Origin of the sequence: Salinivibrio sp. SS3 (assembly GCF_001722105.1) — a bacterium.
GTDB classification, from domain to species: Bacteria; Pseudomonadota; Gammaproteobacteria; order Enterobacterales; family Vibrionaceae; genus Salinivibrio; species Salinivibrio kushneri.
In genome coordinates, this window is sequence record NZ_MEBQ01000008.1 from 1 (window position 1) to 17,015 (window position 17,015).

Annotated in this window: 17 protein-coding genes; 10 read left to right on the forward strand and 7 right to left on the reverse strand. The window is 51.9% G+C overall.

Annotation, left to right across the window (positions count from 1 at the left end; all coding sequences use genetic code 11):
- Both BGL48_RS16665 and BGL48_RS04290 read left to right on the forward strand, forming a co-directional pair.
- Nucleotides 1-242: hypothetical protein (locus BGL48_RS16665; protein ID WP_425589742.1), on the forward strand; the 242-nt coding region annotated here is incomplete at its 5' end.
- Between the two features lie 361 nt (nucleotides 243-603).
- Entirely contained in the window at nucleotides 604-936 is a 333-nt protein-coding gene (locus tag BGL48_RS04290; RefSeq protein ID WP_046074556.1) for an SMR family transporter, read from the forward strand.
- Nucleotides 937-1,016: 80 nt separating this feature from the next.
- Here the strand turns inward: BGL48_RS04290 and groL are convergent, their stop codons facing one another.
- Nucleotides 1,017-2,666, reverse strand: coding sequence for a chaperonin GroEL (gene groL, locus BGL48_RS04295; RefSeq protein WP_069361508.1), 1,650 nt, complete (start codon nucleotides 2,664-2,666; stop codon nucleotides 1,017-1,019).
- A 43-nt stretch (nucleotides 2,667-2,709) separates the two neighbouring features.
- Nucleotides 2,710-3,000, reverse strand: coding sequence for a co-chaperone GroES (locus BGL48_RS04300; protein WP_046074554.1), 291 nt, complete (start codon nucleotides 2,998-3,000; stop codon nucleotides 2,710-2,712).
- Nucleotides 3,001-3,218: 218 nt separating this feature from the next.
- Between BGL48_RS04300 and BGL48_RS04305 the strand changes: the two genes are divergently transcribed.
- The gene (locus BGL48_RS04305; RefSeq protein ID WP_069361509.1) at nucleotides 3,219-4,568 is read left to right on the forward strand and encodes an MATE family efflux transporter; all 1,350 of its coding nucleotides are present in this window, start codon (nucleotides 3,219-3,221) and stop codon (nucleotides 4,566-4,568) included.
- Here the strand turns inward: BGL48_RS04305 and BGL48_RS04310 are convergent.
- Complete coding sequence (locus BGL48_RS04310) at nucleotides 4,538-5,026, reverse strand: MarR family winged helix-turn-helix transcriptional regulator (protein ID WP_338418109.1); 489 nt, start codon at nucleotides 5,024-5,026, stop codon at nucleotides 4,538-4,540. The two genes, BGL48_RS04305 and BGL48_RS04310, sit on opposite strands and share 31 nt — an antisense overlap.
- Before the next feature lie 232 nt (nucleotides 5,027-5,258).
- On the opposite strand from BGL48_RS04310, the gene BGL48_RS04315 reads away from it, so the two are divergent.
- Genes BGL48_RS04315 through BGL48_RS04330 form a run of 4 tightly spaced genes read left to right on the forward strand, consistent with a single transcriptional unit; the run spans nucleotide 5,259 to nucleotide 10,048 of the window.
- Nucleotides 5,259-6,398, forward strand: coding sequence for a homogentisate 1,2-dioxygenase (locus tag BGL48_RS04315; RefSeq protein WP_069361511.1), 1,140 nt, complete (start codon nucleotides 5,259-5,261; stop codon nucleotides 6,396-6,398).
- Between the two features lie 14 nt (nucleotides 6,399-6,412).
- Nucleotides 6,413-7,399, forward strand: a complete 987-nt coding sequence (locus tag BGL48_RS04320; RefSeq protein ID WP_069361512.1) for a fumarylacetoacetate hydrolase family protein — start codon at nucleotides 6,413-6,415, stop codon at nucleotides 7,397-7,399.
- 60 nt (nucleotides 7,400-7,459) lie between these two features.
- On the forward strand, nucleotides 7,460-8,080 hold the full coding sequence (gene maiA / locus BGL48_RS04325) for a maleylacetoacetate isomerase (protein WP_069361513.1): 621 nt from the start codon (nucleotides 7,460-7,462) through the stop codon (nucleotides 8,078-8,080).
- A gap of 9 nt (nucleotides 8,081-8,089) precedes the next feature.
- Entirely contained in the window at nucleotides 8,090-10,048 is a 1,959-nt protein-coding gene (locus BGL48_RS04330) for an acetoacetate--CoA ligase (protein ID WP_069361514.1), read from the forward strand.
- 69 nt (nucleotides 10,049-10,117) lie between these two features.
- On the opposite strand, the gene BGL48_RS04335 is transcribed toward BGL48_RS04330, so the two are convergent.
- Nucleotides 10,118-10,636 carry an FxsA family protein gene (locus tag BGL48_RS04335; protein WP_069361515.1) on the reverse strand — a complete coding sequence of 173 codons (519 nt, stop codon included), beginning with the start codon at nucleotides 10,634-10,636 and terminating at the stop codon, nucleotides 10,118-10,120.
- A gap of 294 nt (nucleotides 10,637-10,930) precedes the next feature.
- Here BGL48_RS04335 and aspA point away from each other — a divergent pair, with 294 nt between their 5' ends.
- Nucleotides 10,931-12,394, forward strand: a complete 1,464-nt coding sequence (gene aspA, locus BGL48_RS04340) for an aspartate ammonia-lyase (protein WP_069361516.1) — start codon at nucleotides 10,931-10,933, stop codon at nucleotides 12,392-12,394.
- Nucleotides 12,395-12,492: 98 nt separating this feature from the next.
- On the opposite strand, the gene BGL48_RS04345 is transcribed toward aspA, so the two are convergent.
- Nucleotides 12,493-13,803: an anaerobic C4-dicarboxylate transporter family protein gene (locus BGL48_RS04345; RefSeq protein ID WP_069361517.1), complete on the reverse strand. Its 1,311-nt coding sequence runs from the start codon at nucleotides 13,801-13,803 to the stop codon at nucleotides 12,493-12,495.
- 354 nt (nucleotides 13,804-14,157) lie between these two features.
- Between BGL48_RS04345 and BGL48_RS04350 the strand changes: the two genes are divergently transcribed.
- Together BGL48_RS04350 and ykgO are read left to right on the forward strand one after the other, a co-directional pair.
- Nucleotides 14,158-14,427 carry a type B 50S ribosomal protein L31 gene (locus BGL48_RS04350; RefSeq protein WP_069361518.1) on the forward strand — a complete coding sequence of 90 codons (270 nt, stop codon included), beginning with the start codon at nucleotides 14,158-14,160 and terminating at the stop codon, nucleotides 14,425-14,427.
- Nucleotides 14,424-14,567, forward strand: coding sequence for a type B 50S ribosomal protein L36 (gene ykgO, locus BGL48_RS04355; protein ID WP_069361519.1), 144 nt, complete (start codon nucleotides 14,424-14,426; stop codon nucleotides 14,565-14,567). The genes BGL48_RS04350 and ykgO overlap by 4 nt, the downstream gene beginning before the upstream one ends.
- Here ykgO and BGL48_RS04360 read toward each other — a convergent pair.
- Entirely contained in the window at nucleotides 14,564-14,857 is a 294-nt protein-coding gene (locus BGL48_RS04360; RefSeq protein WP_069361520.1) for a DUF2218 domain-containing protein, read from the reverse strand. The genes ykgO and BGL48_RS04360 overlap by 4 nt on opposite strands.
- 44 nt (nucleotides 14,858-14,901) lie before the next feature.
- A complete protein-coding gene (locus BGL48_RS04365) occupies nucleotides 14,902-16,917 on the reverse strand; it encodes a TonB-dependent receptor domain-containing protein (protein WP_069361521.1) in 2,016 nt (671 codons plus the stop codon).
- Between the last annotated feature and the right edge of the window lie 98 nt (nucleotides 16,918-17,015).

Here is a 17,015-nt window from a genome sequence, read left to right on the forward strand (position 1 = left end):
GTAAATCCACCGAAGCTTCAATACTGCCGTTTCCGCTCGACTTGCATGTGTTAGGCCTGCCGCCAGCGTTCAATCTGAGCCATGATCAAACTCTTCAATTTAAGTTCTTTTGTTCGCTTTCCTATAAAGGAAAGACAAACGGCTCGATAAATACTGTTTTGTTCGTCTCTTACGAGACAAACGAATTGACTGTGCCGAACAACTGTAAAAGTTGTCGTTTGGTCACTCAGTTCATCGAATAAATCTTTTTGTCTATTCTCAACGAGTGCCCACACAGATTGCATAGGTCAAATTGTTAAAGAGCGTGTTGACTGAGTGGTTGGCATTTCGTGACTTGCGTCTCGTTGCCCCGTCAACAGGAAGCGCAGTATAGAGATCTCAGTTTTTCCCGCAACCCCTTTTTGCAAAAAAAATGTCACCTGAACAAAAAGCGTACAGAACAAGACATTTTGCCTACTTTACCTGCTATATTTTGCCGCTCGTGTTCACCTTGGCTTACATGTCCGATCGTGTCTTTCACTCTTCTCTACTCAAAATGAGGCATACATCATAAAAATTGGCTGGTAGCATGGCTCACCTGTTTCTCACTTGGGAGTCATCGATATGAAGCATTGGCTTTTTCTAGGGTTTGCTATTGTGGCAGAGGTGATTGCAACCGCATCACTCAAAAACAGTGACGGCTTTTCTAAGCTCGTTCCTTCGATATTAGTGGTAGTGGGATACAGTTTCTCTTTCTATCTACTCGCCCTCACTTTACGCGCCATTCCTGTAGGCATCGCCTATGCGATATGGGCGGGAGCGGGCGTGACATTGATAGCGCTCATTGGTTGGTTGGTGTTCGACCAGAAGCTCGATACGCCGGCGGTGATTGGGATGACACTGATTGTTGCCGGTGTGGCCGTGATGAACTTATTCTCATCCACTTCAACACACTGACGATTAAAATCGATTCTGGCAGCACACAACGAAAAAACCCAGCCGAAGCTGGGTTTTTTCATTTCAGGGGGGAGAGGCGATTACATCATGCCGCCCATTCCGCCCATGCCACCCATACCAGCAGCAGCGCCCATATCAGCACCACCGTCTTTTTGTGGCAGATCGGTAACCATGGCTTCAGTGGTGATCATCAGACCCGCAACAGAGGCAGCGAACTGTAGTGCACTACGTGTTACTTTGGTTGGGTCAAGAATACCCATCTCAATCATGTCACCGTATTCGCCAGTTGATGCATTGTAGCCAAAGTGGTTATCGCCAGATTTCACTTTGTTAGCAACCACTGAGTCTTCATCACCTGCGTTGGTCGCGATTTGACGAAGCGGTGATTCCATGGCGCGCAGTGCAACACGGATACCCACGTTTTGCTCTTCGTTGTCACCTTTCAGCTCGCCAACTTTGCTCGCCGCACGGATTAGGGCAACACCACCACCGGCAACCACGCCTTCTTCAACCGCCGCACGTGTTGCGTGCAGGGCATCTTCAACGCGATCTTTCTTCTCTTTCATCTCGACTTCTGTCGCCGCACCGACTTTGATCACTGCAACACCGCCAGCCAGTTTAGCGACGCGCTCTTGCAGTTTTTCTTTGTCGTAGTCTGAGGTTGCTTCCTCGATTTGCTGGCGAATCTGCGCAACACGCCCTTCAATCGCCGCTTCCTCACCGACACCGTCAACGATAGTGGTGTTGTCTTTAGTGACAGTGACACGCTTGGCTTGACCTAGGTCTTCCAGCGTCACTTTCTCTAGATCCATGCCGATTTCTTCAGAAACCACAGTGCCTGCCGTCAAGGTTGCGATATCTTGCAGCATCGCTTTACGACGGTCACCAAAGCCAGGGGCTTTCACGGCAGCGACTTTGACGATGCCACGCATGTTGTTGACAACCAATGTCGCTAGCGCTTCACCTTCAAGATCTTCTGCAATGATCAGCAGAGGACGAGACGCTTTAGAAACCGCTTCAAGGGTTGGTAGCAGCTCGCGGATATTCGAGACTTTTTTGTCGATCAGTAGGATAAATGGGTTATCCAACTCAACGTTACCGGCTTCTTGGTTATTGATGAAGTAAGGAGATAGGTAACCACGATCGAACTGCATGCCTTCTACGACGCTCAGTTCGTCTTGCAGTGATTGACCTTCTTCAACGGTAATAACACCGTCACGACCGACTTTTTCCATCGCTTGAGCGATAATCTTACCAACAGTGTGGTCAGAGTTCGCAGAAATGGTACCCACTTGCTCAATCGCATTATTGCTGGTGCAAGGCGCAGACAGTTTTTTCAACTCTTCAACCGCCGCAACAACCGCTTTGTCGATACCGCGCTTTAGATCCATTGGGTTCATGCCCGCCGCGACTGCTTTCAAGCCTTCATTGACGATAGATTGCGCCAATACAGTTGCAGTTGTCGTTCCGTCACCCGCAGCGTCGTTCGACTGAGACGCCACTTCTTTCACCATTTGTGCGCCCATGTTCTGGAATTTGTCTTCCAGTTCAATTTCACGCGCAACAGAGACGCCATCTTTGGTGATGGTTGGGGCACCGAATGATTTGTCTAGTACTACGTTGCGGCCTTTAGGGCCTAGTGTGACTTTCACGGCATCAGCCAGAACATTCACACCTTCGAGCATTTTCGCACGCGCGTCGTCACTAAATTTAACGTCTTTAGCAGCCATGATTCTATTCCTTTCTTACATTATTGATTGGAGGTGAAATGAATTATTCAACGATTGCCATAATGTCGCTTTCAGACAAGATCAGAACTTCTTGACCCTCGATTTTTTCCGTCTTGGTGCCAAAGCCTTCAGAGAAGATAACAGTGTCACCCACTTGAACGTCCAATGGCTGCACATTGCCGTTTTCAAGAATACGGCCTTTGCCTACCGCCAGCACTTTACCGCGGGTAGACTTTTCTGCAGCAGAACCAGTTAACACGATGCCGCCCGCTGATTTAGACTCAGCTTCTTGGCGCTCAACGATAACGCGATCATGTAGTGGACGAATGTTCATCGGTCGTCTCCTGAATTAGTAATGATGTTCCGTTTGATGAAGTAAGTATGCACACAGGCCGTACATGCGTCCGGTTCCTGATGTAACTCCCTATGTGGGGACGCCCTTTTTCTTTCCCAAGGGTTTTACAGTAATTTTTTTGTTTTTTTAGACTGGCAACTTTCTCCGATTGTGAGGATCCGCTAGGGTAAGCCGTCCCAACCCAGTGATAAGCGATTATGAACGACAAACACGGGCTGCTCTCCGCCCCGATCAACCTCACATTGCGTAAGATGACCGTGCCCATGGTATTTGGGCTGTTCGCGATCATCATGTTCAATGTGGTGGATACCTTCTTTATTTCACTGCTTGGCACGGAAGCACTCGCTGCGGTGAGCTTCACCTTCCCGATCACCTTTGCGGTTAACTCCATCACGCTCGGGTTAGGGGTCGGCATTGCCGCCTTGGTGGCGCGATTGCTTGGTCAAGGCGATCATCAAGATGCCGCGCGGGTGTCGAGTCACGGCTTGATCTTGGCGGTATTCATAGTGATGGCCGTCGGTTGGCTGGGGGCGGCTACCATCAATCCAGTGTTCTCCGCACTCGGGGCAAGCGACAACTTATTGCCGTTGATCCACGACTATATGCAGGTATGGTACCTCACCATTCCATTACTCGTGGTACCCATGGCAGGAAACGCCGCTATCCGCGCCACGGGCGACACCAAAACGCCGGCGAAAATCATGATGGTCTCCGGCCTGATTAATGGGACGCTCGACCCCTTACTGATTTTTGGCTTGGGTCCGTTTCCCGAGCTGGGCGTAAAAGGGGCCGCCATCGCCAGCGCCGTCAGTTGGGCGGGGGCATTGATAGCCGCGCTAAGTATACTGATTCGCCGTGAACGGCTACTAATCGCACCACAATGGACCAAACTGGCGACTGACGTGCGTCAAATCCTTAAAATTGGCATGCCCGCTGGGATGACCAATGCCTTAAACCCGGCGGCAGGTGCCATTTTAATGATGATGCTCGCCTCGCAAGGGACAGAGAGCGTTGCCGCCTATGGCGCCGCGCAACGCATTGAAGCCATTTTATTAATTGTGATGATGGCGATGACGTCATCGCTCACGCCCTTAATGTCGCAAAACTTTGGCGCGCAATACCATCAACGGGCCTTTCAGGCACTGTTTAGCGCGATGCGCTTTGCCATCTTATTCCAGTTTGCCCTGTACTTGTCGCTGTGGCCTTTTATCGATCTGATTGCGAATTTGTTCAGTGACGATGTGCGGGTTCAACAAGAAATTGCCCACTATTTGATGGTGGTTCCGGCCAGTTACGGCTTACAAGGCACCTTAATGTTATTGGTCGGCGGCCTGAATGCTATGAAGCGTTCATTGCATTCGTTCGCCTGCAACCTCGTCCGTTTGTTTGTCTTCTTGGTGCCCTGTGCGTGGCTGGGCGGCATGGTCAACGGCACCCATGGCCTGTTTGCGGGAATCGCCATTGCTAATCTACTGGCCGGTATTATGGCGTACCTGTATGCCGTGGTGCTGCGCCGTCAGACACTCGCGGCATCATTGTCCGTCTGAGCCAACTCATGAACGCGGTGCTGCAGAGCGTCTAACGCCTGATAAAGCGCTTGATACTGCGCCGCACTGAGTCCCTCAAGCATGGCTGTTTCCCACTCCAATACCTTGGGGACAATAGTCTGATAATGGGTGCGTCCTTTGTCGGTCAAATGGACTAACGCGGCGCGCTGATCACCTTGGCACGCGCGTCGCTCTACCAGTTGGTGCTGCTCTAAACGGGTAAGCAAGCGCGACACTTTTACTTTATCCAGCCGCGTTTCTGCGGCTAAATCTTTCGCCATCACGCCATCCCGTGCCCCCAAAGAGGCCAGCACGCGCCATTCTGGACGCGATAATCCAAACTCTGCTTCATAACGTGCCGCAAGACTATCGGCCACCAACTCCGCCGTGTGAACCAGCTTATAAGGCAAAAAGCTATCGAGCGCTAAATGAGGAAGGGTCATACCAGTTAGTTTCAAGTGAAATCATATAACCTACTTTACGAGAGGCTTCGATAAGATGCAAAGGTAGTGCTTTGTTTACACTTACGATTTTTAGGCGGCAAAAATACTGAACACTCAAAGTAAAATATTTGTTAACAGAGCGTTGCTTTTTCTCGTCTCTGATCGCTAGTATAAACGGATAGATTGTTTCTTTTGAAACTATTTGGCCGTCCCGGTGAGCACGGCCGCCCAGCACAAGGAGCGAGTTATGCGAAAGTGGTTTTCATTCCCCATTCGTGAAGGGGATGCCTCACGTCAAGCCCACTGCGACTTTCCCGAGGGAACCTACGAGCGCGAGTGTGGCAAGGAAGGCTTTTTTGGCCCGGCCAGCCATATGTATCACCGCCATCCCCCGACGGGCTGGAGCGAGTGGGAAGGCCCATTACGACCGCATGCTTTTGATACCAACCGAGTTGAAACGCAAGGCACGTCGCCAATGGATGCACCTGTGCTGTTATCCAATGCCAACGTTCAGGTTCGCTTATGGCGCACCGATACCGCCATGTCTTATCTGGTGCGCAACAGCGATGGCGACGATTGCTTGTTTGTCCATCAGGGCGAAGGCTCGCTGTATTGCGATTATGGCCACTTGCGCTACAGCAAAGGCGATTATTTGATCGTTCCTCGCGCCACCAGCTGGCGACTGGTGCCGGATGAGGCCACCACCTTGCTGATGATTGAAGCGACACATGGCTCCTACATGAGCGCCGAACGAGGCATTGTCGGCGAACATGCGGTGTTTGACCCTGCGGTGTTAGAACATGCGCGCATTGACGATAGTTTTAAAGCCCAGCAATCCGACAGCGAAAGCTGGCAGGTGATGATCAAATCGCGCCAACAGCTTAACCGTGTCACTTACCCTTATAACCCACTTGATGCCGTGGGCTGGAAGGGCAATCTCACCGTATTCCGGCTCAACTGGCGAGATATCCGCCCGTTGATGAGCCATCGTTACCACTTGCCACCATCCGCGCACACCACCTTTGTCGCGCAAGGTTTTGTGATTTGTACCTTTGTCCCCCGCCCGATCGAGTCAGATCCTGGCGCACTGAAGGTGCCTTTTTACCACAATAACGATGACTATGATGAAGTGCTTTTCTATCACCAAGGTGACTTTTTCAGCCGCGATAACATTGATGCCGGCATGGTGACTCTACACCCTTGTGGCTTCCCACATGGTCCTCACCCAAAAGCCTTTGCTGCGGGCAAAAAGCATCAGAAAAAAGAGACCGACGAAGTGGCGGTGATGATTGATACCCGCATGCCACTTGATATGGGCGACGCGGCGAAAGCCACCGAACTGACCGATTATGTTTACTCTTGGCGCACGCCAAGTGACGCAGAATAGCGAAGGAGAAAGCAATGAAACTGGCTTCACTCAAACACGGACGTGATGGCAAATTGATTTTGGTCTCTCGTGACCTTACTCGCGCCGTCCACGCCGACGATATTGCGCCCACACTACAAGCGGCACTCGATCATTGGGCGACTCTTGCGCCCAAACTGACTCAGCGCTACGACGCGCTCAATGACAATCAAGTCAGTGAGTCCTTTGCCTTTGACCCGAGTGTCTGCGACTCTCCACTGCCCCGCGCCTTTCAGTGGGCCGATGGTAGCGCCTACGTTAACCACGTTGAACTGGTGCGCAAAGCACGCGGCGCACAAATGCCTGAGAGTTTTTGGACCGACCCACTGATGTATCAAGGCATGTCTGATGGCTTTCTCGGCCCACGTGACGAGATTGAATTGGTCGATGATGCCTGGGGCTGTGACTTTGAAGCCGAGCTTGCCGTCGTCACCGATGATGTGCCCATGCACCTAAGTGCCGACAAAGCGGGCCAACACATTAAACTGCTGATGCTGGTCAACGATGTTTCCCTGCGCAACCTGATCCCCGGCGAGCTTGCCAAAGGGTTCGGCTTTTTCCAATCCAAGCCCGCCTCTGCCTTTTCGCCGGTGGCGGTTACCCCCGATGAGCTGGGCGATCACTGGCGCGACCATAAAGTCCACCTACCGATGCATGTCACCCTCAACGGCGAATGGTTCGGCTCGCCCGACGCCGGTGTCGACATGACCTTTGATTTTGCCGAGCTGGTCGCGCATGTGGCGAAAAGCCGCCATGTCAGTGCGGGGACCATTATTGGCTCCGGTACTGTGTCCAACACCGATCGCAGCAAAGGCTCATGCTGCTTAGCCGAAAAGCGCATGCTAGAAATTATCGACCAAGGTGAGGCAAAAACCCCGTTTATGACCTTTGGCGATAGCGTCACCATCGATATGCGCGACAGCCAAGAGGCATCTATTTTCGGTGCCATAGAGCAAACCGTGACCCGTTACATCCCGGAGTAACCTTTATGCGCGCCTAGAGTCTCTAGGCGCGCTTGACGTTGACGCCGTCTAGGAGCTTGTATGCTGCTTTATGATTACAGTAAGTCGACCGCGGCCTACCGCGTCCGCATCGCCCTTGGCCTTAAAGGCCTCACCTACCAACGAGAAACCGTGTCCCTGCTGGATAAACACCAGCACAGCGACGCCTATCGTTCGCTCAACCCCGCCGGTTTAGTGCCTACCTTGGTCGATGGCGATATCACCTTGAGCCAATCGCTCGCCATTATCGAATACCTCGACGAGCGCTATCCACAGGTCAAACTGCTCCCCAGTGATCCAGTGCAAAAAGCCCAGTGTCGATCACTGGCGCTCGACATTGCCTGTGATGTGCATCCACTCAATAACTTGCGGGTTCTGCAATACTTAACCGGCCCCTTTGGCCACAGTGATGACGATAAAATCACTTGGTATCACCATTGGCTAAAGCAAGGGTTCGATGGCTTGGAAGCCAAATTACAAGGATTAGACAGCCCCTTTATTGGCGGCGAAGCGCCAAATTTGGCCGATATTTGTTTGGTCGCGCAGCTTTTTAATGCACGCCGATTTGCGTTTGATTTAACGGCCTACCCAACCCTGACGCGCATTGAATCACAATGCCAAACGCTGGATGCATTTATACAGGCACACCCTGATAAGAGCTAAGGAGAGGACATGAAAGACGGATTGTTGTGGGCGCCGGATAAGGAACGTCAAACCCACACCTTACTCGCCGCGTTTATCCGTGCCGTGAATCAGACTCACGACACCCAGCTGAGTGGCTATGACGATCTTTATGCCTGGTCAGTGCGTCAAAGCGGCGATTTTTGGCAACAATTATGGCAATTTGCCGGCGTGATCGGCGATCTAGGCGAGAGTGTGTGCGATATCGACCCCGAGCACCCTAATCGGGATAGCCAGTGGTTTCCCACCGCACGTCTGAACTATGCCGAAAACCTGCTCAAGCACGCAGAGCAGTATGCCGACCAACCGGCGATGATTTTTAGCGGTGAGCATGAGGTAGCACGCACCCTCACTTGGCGTGAGCTCGTCGATCAGGTGGCGGCCATCCGTCACTACTTAGACACACAGGGCGTTCAGCCGGGCGATGTAGTTGCCGGCTATTTACCTAACCTGCCGGAAACCGTGATTGCGATGCTTGCCACAGCGGCACTGGGCGCGATTTGGACCTCAACCTCACCGGACTTTGGCGTCGACAGTGTGTTGGACCGTTTTGGCCAAACCGAGCCCAAAGTGCTGTTTACCACCGACCACTATCACTACAACGGCAAAATCTATGACTGCCTAAGCAAAGCGCAGCAGGTGGTGGATAGGGTACCGGCCATTGATCGCCTCGTGGTGATCCCCTTTGATGGCGAGCGACCTTCTTTACCTGCTGGCGTGGATAATTGGCAAGATTTATTAGCCCACGATGCGCCGCCGCTTCGCTTTACCCGCGTGGCATTCAATGCCCCACTCTTTGTGCTTTACTCTTCCGGCACCACGGGTAAACCTAAGTGCATTATCCATTCAGTGGGAGGAATATTGCTCAATCACCTGAAAGAGCATCAGCTCCATTCGGATGTGCGCCCCGGCGATCGCTTTTTCTACTTCACCACCTGCGGCTGGATGATGTGGAATTGGCAGGTCAGTGCCTTGGCAAGCGGCGCGACCTTGGTGCTTTATGATGGCTCGCCGTTTTATCCGGATGCGGGGGTACTTTGGCGACTGGCCGAGCAGCACCAGCTCACCCTTTTTGGCACGGCGGCGAAATACTTAGAAGCATTGGAAAAACAAGGGGTGGCGCCGAAAGATGATTACTCGCTGGCGTCGCTGCGCGTCCTGTGTTCGACCGGATCGGTACTTGCGCCCGAGCAGTTTGATTATGTCTATCAAAAGATAAAGTCTAATCTGCAGTTAAGCTCGATTGCGGGTGGTACCGACATTTGTGGCTGTTTTGTTCTTGGCAGTCCACTGTCACCGGTTTATCGCGGCGAAAGCCAAAAGCGCGGCTTGGCGCTGGATGTACAAGTGTTTAACCCCCAAGGCCAAGCAGTTGAGGAGCAGAAAGGGGAGCTGGTGTGTTGCAATAGCTTCCCCAACCAGCCGGTTGGCTTTTGGCACGATACCGATGGCAGTCGCTATCACAATGCCTATTGGAACAAGATTGATGATATCTGGTTTCATGGTGACTATGTGCGCCTGACCGCACAAGGTGGCATGGTGTTTTATGGTCGGTCTGATGCGGTACTAAACCCAGGCGGGGTGCGAATTGGTACGGCGGAGATCTATCGCCATGTAAATCAGCTTAGCGAGATCATGGATTCAGTGGTCATCGGTCAGCAATGGCAAAATGATGTCCGCGTGGTGCTGTTCGTCAAACTCGCCGCCGGCGTGACACTGGATGAGCCACTCAAGCAAACCATCAAAAAAACCATCCGCACCCAGTGCACACCGCGCCATGTTCCCGCCGTGATTGTCGAGGTAAGCGATATTCCGCGCACCAAGTCAGGGAAACTGGCCGAATTGGCGGTACGCGATGTGGTCCATGGCCAAGACGTGGCACAGCTAAGCGCCTTGGATAACCCAGCATCACTCGATCAATACCGTCAGCGCCCCGAGCTTACCCAATAAGCGGACGTTATGATCGAAAAAGGCCGCTTCTTCATGCGGCCTTTTTGCTGGGTTTAACTCCGAAATGGCTTAGCGCAGACGATGGTCATCATCGTCGTCATCTTTGCGCTCATATTCCCCCTCAAAGGTGTTGCTATCGTCACCACGGCCTCCGCGACGGAAAGGATCCTCCCCAAAAGGTCCTTGCGCATTGCCCCCTTGATGGAAGCCACTTTGGCTAAAGCCTGCTTGAGAGACAGTGACGCGTTTCATCACTTGTTTGGCGAGCGCGGCACGCGGTGCTGGTAGCAGCACCAACATCCCCATTGCATCGGTCATAAAGCCTGGCGTTAACAGCAGCACGCCAGCGACGGCCAGCATCACGCCTTCAAGGATTTGCTGGGCGGGCAATTCTCCGCGATTAAGCCTGTCTTGCACCGAGGCCAAGGTCATCAGTCCTTGGCTGCGCACCAAGGAGGCTCCGACGAATGCCGTGATCAAAACCAGCGCCAGTGTGGGCCACAATCCCAACCAACCACCAACCTGAATAAACAGGCCGATTTCAATCACTGGGACCAGAATAAATAGCAGCAATAAGATTGGAAACACGATTCACCTCGCGCTGGAAATGGACTTTTCATCCTAACATCAAAATCCGCCAAACGCCGAACAACGAAACCGAATTTAGCGCTTGAATCAATGTGCAAGAAAGCGCATTTTGTCTATGCGCCATGCTACAGCTGTGACCGGGGTCAGCCCTTTTCACCGCATTATATGCTGTAATGGCGGCTGAAAGGATGTAACAGATAATACATCCAGCCAAAATCTCTGAGGAATGGATTCTACAGCAAAATTTGTGGCGACGTTTTAATCATTATAATAACTTGATGTTAAGGCCAACGCATGTCTCAGACGATTGTAACACCCAATGAAACCTCGATCCTCACTACTGCAACCCGTTTAGAAGAAGATTTACTCGGCCAACGCGCGGTACCTGCCGATGCCTACTACGGTATCCATACGTTGCGGGCAGTGGAAAACTTTACCATTTCCGGTACCCGGATTTCTGATATCCCCGATTTCGTTCGCGGCATGGTTTACACCAAAAAAGCCGCTGCGATGGCAAACCAAGAGCTTGGGGTTATTCCTGCCGATGTCGGTGATTACATCATCAAAGCCTGTGACCAGATTTTAGAAACCGGCAAATGCATGGATCAGTTCCCCTCGGATGTCTTCCAAGGCGGCGCAGGCACCTCTGTCAACATGAATGCCAACGAGGTGATTGCCAACCTTGCGCTTGAACTGATGGGGCATGAGAAAGGTGACTATGATGTGATTAACCCCAACGATCACGTCAATAAGAGCCAATCCACCAACTGTGCGTACCCAACAGGCTTCCGTATTGCCGTTTACAACAGCATTCTCAAGCTGATGGATGCGATTGATTACCTGCAAAAAGAATTCGATGCCAAAGCTGAAGCCTATGCGCATGTCATCAAAATGGGCCGCACCCAGCTGCAAGACGCGGTACCGATGACGGTCGGGCAAGAATTCAAAGCGTTCTCAGTACTACTGCGCGAAGAAATCAAAAACATTAAATATACCGCCGCGCTACTGTTAGAGGTCAACCTCGGCGCCACCGCGATTGGCACCAAACTGAATGCCGCAGAAGGCTATCAGCAACTGGCGGTGAAACGCCTAGCTGAAATCACAGGCTTGCCGTGTATCCCAGCAGAAGATTTGATTGAAGCCACGTCAGACTGTGGATCGTATGTGATGGTCCATGGCTCGCTAAAACGCCTGGCGGTGAAACTGTCGAAGATTTGTAACGACCTCCGACTGCTCTCCTCGGGCCCACGTGCCGGGCTCAATGAAATTAACCTACCTGAAATGCAGGCCGGTTCATCCATCATGCCCGCTAAGGTTAACCCGGTGATCCCAGAAGTGGTGAACCAGGTTTGCTATCGCGTGATGGGGAATGACACCACCATCACCTTTGCTGCCGAAGCCGGTCAATTGCAACTTAACGTGATGGAGCCGGTGATTGGCCAGGCGCTGTTTGAGTCTATCTCCATTCTGGCGAATGGCTGCCGGAACTTGGGTGAGAAGTGCGTGAGTGGGATCACCGTTAACCAAGCCGTGTGCGAACACTACGTGCTTAACTCGATTGGGATTATCACTTATCTTAACCCCTTTATCGGCCACCATGAAGGCGATATTGTCGGTAAGATTTGCGCCGAAACGGGCAAGAGCGTCAAAGAGGTGGTACTCGAGCGTGGTTTAATGACCGAGGCGGAGCTGGACGAGATCTTCTCGGTGGAGAACCTGATGCACCCTAAGTATCGCGGTAAACGCTTTAACGCCTAGTGGGTCAGTCATCAGTGGGTCACTCACAACAGACACCAACTACCAACAGAGACAACAAGGGCGCTGACAGCGCCCTTCTTTTATACCTTAAATTGCCGTTACAACACCTGGGTAATCAGCAAACCACAAGCGATACTGAACACCATACTCAGCAAGCCAGGTGCCATAAAGCTGTGATTAAAAATATACTTACCAATCCGCGTGGTGCCGGTTCGGTCAAAGTCGATGGAGGCAATGATCGGCCCGTAGTTAGGAATAAAGAAGTAGCCATTCACTGCTACAAAGGTCGCAATAATCATCGAAGGCGGCAGCCCCAAGGTAATCGCCACGGGCACCAACACCGCTGTCGTTGCACCTTGGCTGTTCACCATGACTGACAAAGCGAACAGCGCAAACGCAAATGTCCACGGTGCCATCTCAACCAAGCCAGACACCGCCTCTTTGACCATCTCGCCATGGCCACCAATCAAAGTATCACCTAGCCAAGCAATACCAAAGATTGCGACAATCGCACGCATCCCGGCATGGAATACCGAACCTTGGCTAATCGCATTGCCGTCCGGCTTACAGGTCAAAATGATCAGTGCCCCCACTGACAACATCACGATTTCAATGGTATGCGCCATCCCCATTGGCTCGCCATCAAAGGCCGGGCGCAGGGTTGGGAATGCCCCCATTATGACCACGGCTAAGGCACCAAATAAGAACAAGCCAACCGATTTCTTCGCCTCCGGCGTGACTTCGATATCTTCAACGGCCAAATCCGCTTCCATTTCTCGACGAAAGTCGGGATCTTGTAAACGGCGTTGATATTCAGGATCGTCTTTAAGCTCTTTACCCAGCTTATTAACAATCACACATGCCAAGGCAAGGCCAATAAAGGTGCTGGGAATGGTAACCGACAGCACATCAGTAAGGGTAATCCCTTGCGGCTCTAAAAAGGCCACACAGGCAACCACCGCGGCGGCAATGGGACTGGCCACAATCGCAAATTGCGAGGCAATGACCGCCATCCCTAACGGACGAGCCGGACGAATGCCGCTTTTACGACTGACTTCAGCAATCACCGGTAAGACCGAATAGGCAACGTGTCCGGTTCCCGCCATCATAGTGAAGACATAAGTCACTAAAGGGGCAACAAAGGTAATGTGACGTGGGTTTTTACGTAATATATTGGTGGCAATTTTAATTAAAAAATCCAAGCCACCTGCTGCTTGCATGGTGGCTGCCGCGGCGACCACCGCCATGATCATTAATAAAACATCAATCGGCGGATGCGTGGGCTGTAAACCAAACCCAAAACTTAAGACAGCGAGCCCGACCCCGCCCATCACACCTAAACCAATGCCGCCGATACGGGCACCAATTAAGATGCAGCTGAGTACCACTAATAACTCAACCAAGAACATAACTTTCTCCTACTTTGGATAGACGTCCCCACGCGTCCGTTCACATGCATTCATTGTCTATGGCACGCCCATGGCGTATTGGGGTAGATACGATATGACGGCTCCTCCGTCGGCCTATCGCCACTAATAAGCACCATCCTTGGTGGGAGATGTGAGCAACCGCGCTCAGCACCATGGCCAAATCCTAACCAGATGCCGTCACGCGCATGTTGATTCAGGTAAGAAAAAGTAACACTTTTGGCGAACTGACAACAAAAAGTTCGGGAAATGAGATCTTTAACCTGGACGCTGATGGACTTTTCATTCTTTCTCACTGATGTTATGTTATATCATAACAAACAACGGAGAGTCGTTATGAAAGCCAATATCCATCCCGAATACCGTTCTGTCGTTTTTCATGACACCAGTGTTGACGCCTATTTTATTGTCGGCTCAACCTTGCAAACATCACGTACCATCGAGTGGCAAGATGGCAAAACCTATCCTTACTACCCACTGGATATTTCGAGCGCCTCACACCCGGTATATACCGGGAAGGCACGAGCGACGAACAAAGAAGGGCGCGCGGCACACTTCGCGCGTAAGTTTGGCCAAGTAGGCCGCCGCAAAAAGGCGTCGTCATGAAGGTCGTTAACTCACTAAAAAGCGCCCGCCAGCGCCACCCTGATTGTCAGGTTGTCCGTCGTCGCGGGCGCATGTTCGTCATTTGCAAAACCAATCCACGTTTTAAGGCGGTGCAAGGGCGCGCGAAAAAACACGCCTAAGCGTCGGCGACGCACTGCCACTGATGGGGCAGTGCTTCTCGGCGTGCAAACATCTTGATGTGGCTACTGACCGTCTCAGTCACCAAGGTTAAGCTCGCTTCATCATCGGCATGGCATGTAACACGCAACTGGGTTCCTTGCACCTGCATATCACACACTCCCGCAGGGAAATGTACGCGTCCTGTTTGCTCATCCCAGCTCGCCTCGACTTTGCGACCAAAGTGACGACACAAGGTCTGCAAGTAACGTGGGGCATGCTCGGAGTCAATCATCGTCGTCATACTAGGCATCAATGCTCCTTGATAGGTGGGCGCAAGCGCCCACCTCTTTGCGATTAAAATTGATAGGATGCCGTCAATTTAATATTGCGACCGGGCTCGTAATCGAGGATTTCTGCGCCTCGTTTACCTGACGTTGACGCATGCGAGCGATAGCGACTGTCAAACAGGTTGTCGACCCCTGCCGTCAAAGTGAATCCGTCTACTGCCATCGGTTGCCACTGAGCGAACACGTTGTGGACTGTGTAGCCCGGCTTGGTCAAGTTGCTATCAGGAACGGTGGTCGATCGCTGAATTTGAGTGTTCCACCCCAGCAAAACATCCCAACGGGTCAACGCGTAATCCGCATTCAAGGCTACGGTATCGCCGAGGTGGCGGGCGCGACCAAAAATCTGATCCAGTTGATACGCCTCTGAATAACTCACATCCGTGCGACTGTAACTGGCTGACGCCGTCCACTGCTGCCATGCCCAATAGGTACTGGCTTCAAAGCCACGATAGGTGACATCGCCACGGTTGGTGGTTTCATAAGCCCAGTTGCCACCGCCATCTTTGTAGCTGCGCACCACAATTTCATCATCGAGTTCAGTGCGAAACACCGTCAAATTGGCGGTCAACAAGTAGTCTTTTTGCGCCGCTGCATTAGACAGGCGCACGCCAGTTTCATCGGTCCGGCCATGCTCGGCTTTCAAGTCTTTATCCGCGCTTTCACTCAGTGCTGTGGTGGTAAATGACTCGCTCAATGGTGGCGCTTTGTGCAGCTCCCGGCTATTGGCAAACACGGTGAGATAGTCGTTAGCGACAAACTCGGCCCCCAATGCCAACGACACATCATCATAACGCTGACTCGAGCTGGTCGCTCGGCGATCAAAGCTGTCATAACGCGCCGCGGGCGTCACCGAAAAACGTGGGGTCAGCGCTATCTTGTCTTCCACATACAGCGCAATCTTGTCGGCCGATTCCAAAATCTGTACACCCGGTTTGGCAAATTGGGTGTCGTTGTCTTGATTTTCATAGTGCGCACCGTACGCGAGTTGGTGATCGCCAATACGCTGTGACACACTGAGTTTTACCCCAAGGTTCGTGTCTTCCGCCACGTTGACGCCTTTGCGGTCAGCCAGAAATGGGTGGGTGGCAAATTCGGTTTCATCACGGGTGAGTGACAGCTGGTTATAATAGGCCAGCGCTTTCAATTCGATAGCTTGTGACGGGGTGTATTCGTAATTGATCGTGGCGGTATCGCGATCGTAGGTCACTGGCAGTATCATTTCACCGGTACGATTGCGGTTGAAGCTTACACCCATATCAGGACGCGGCAGATAGTCGCCCTTATCGCGATACTTATCATAACTGAGTTCAAAGCGATGCCCACTTGCAGGCTCCCAGCCTACTTTTACTAAGCCATTAGTGATCTCTCCCTCACCGCCAAAGGTGCGATTACCGTCACCATCTTTAAAGTTGTCCCGATCAAAACGGCTAATATATGCCATCGCATCCCATTCATCACTCAACAACCCATAAACGGTCAACGAGCCTTGTTGGGAGTCATTACTGCCCCAACCAGCACTTAGGCGTGCTCCAAATGTCTCATTCGCACGCAAGAGATCGTAGGGATCTTTGGTTTCAAACGCGACCGCGCCCCCCAGCTCGCTGGTGAGAATCGACGAGGCGCCCACCGCGACATCAACACGCTGCAAAATGTCAGGGTTTAAAGTGAGGTTGCTGATGTGGTGGAACATTTTACCGCCTTGAGAGGCGCCATCGACGGTGATATCCAGATCTTGTTCGGTAAAACCACGGATATTAATGCGCTGGGTGAGCGAGTGCGTGCCCCCCACATCCACACCGGGGATATCACGCAATAGATCAGAGAGGTGATCCGGTTGCTTGACGGTGAGATCCGTTTCTCCCAGGTAACGGGATGAGCTGGACACTTGCGTCCCCCATACTGAGACAGTTTCTATGCTTTCATCCTCAAGATTATCAGCAGCCACCGCAGGGGCACATAGAGCACTGGCTATACTAAGCGTCAGCAAGCCCAGACGTGCTGGGACAGGTAGTAACAACGTCATACTTCATTTCCTTCGTGGATAACCCAAACAACTAAATGATACTAATTCGCATTTATGTTACTATTTCAGTGCTTTTCAGGAAGAAAAAACAATTATGC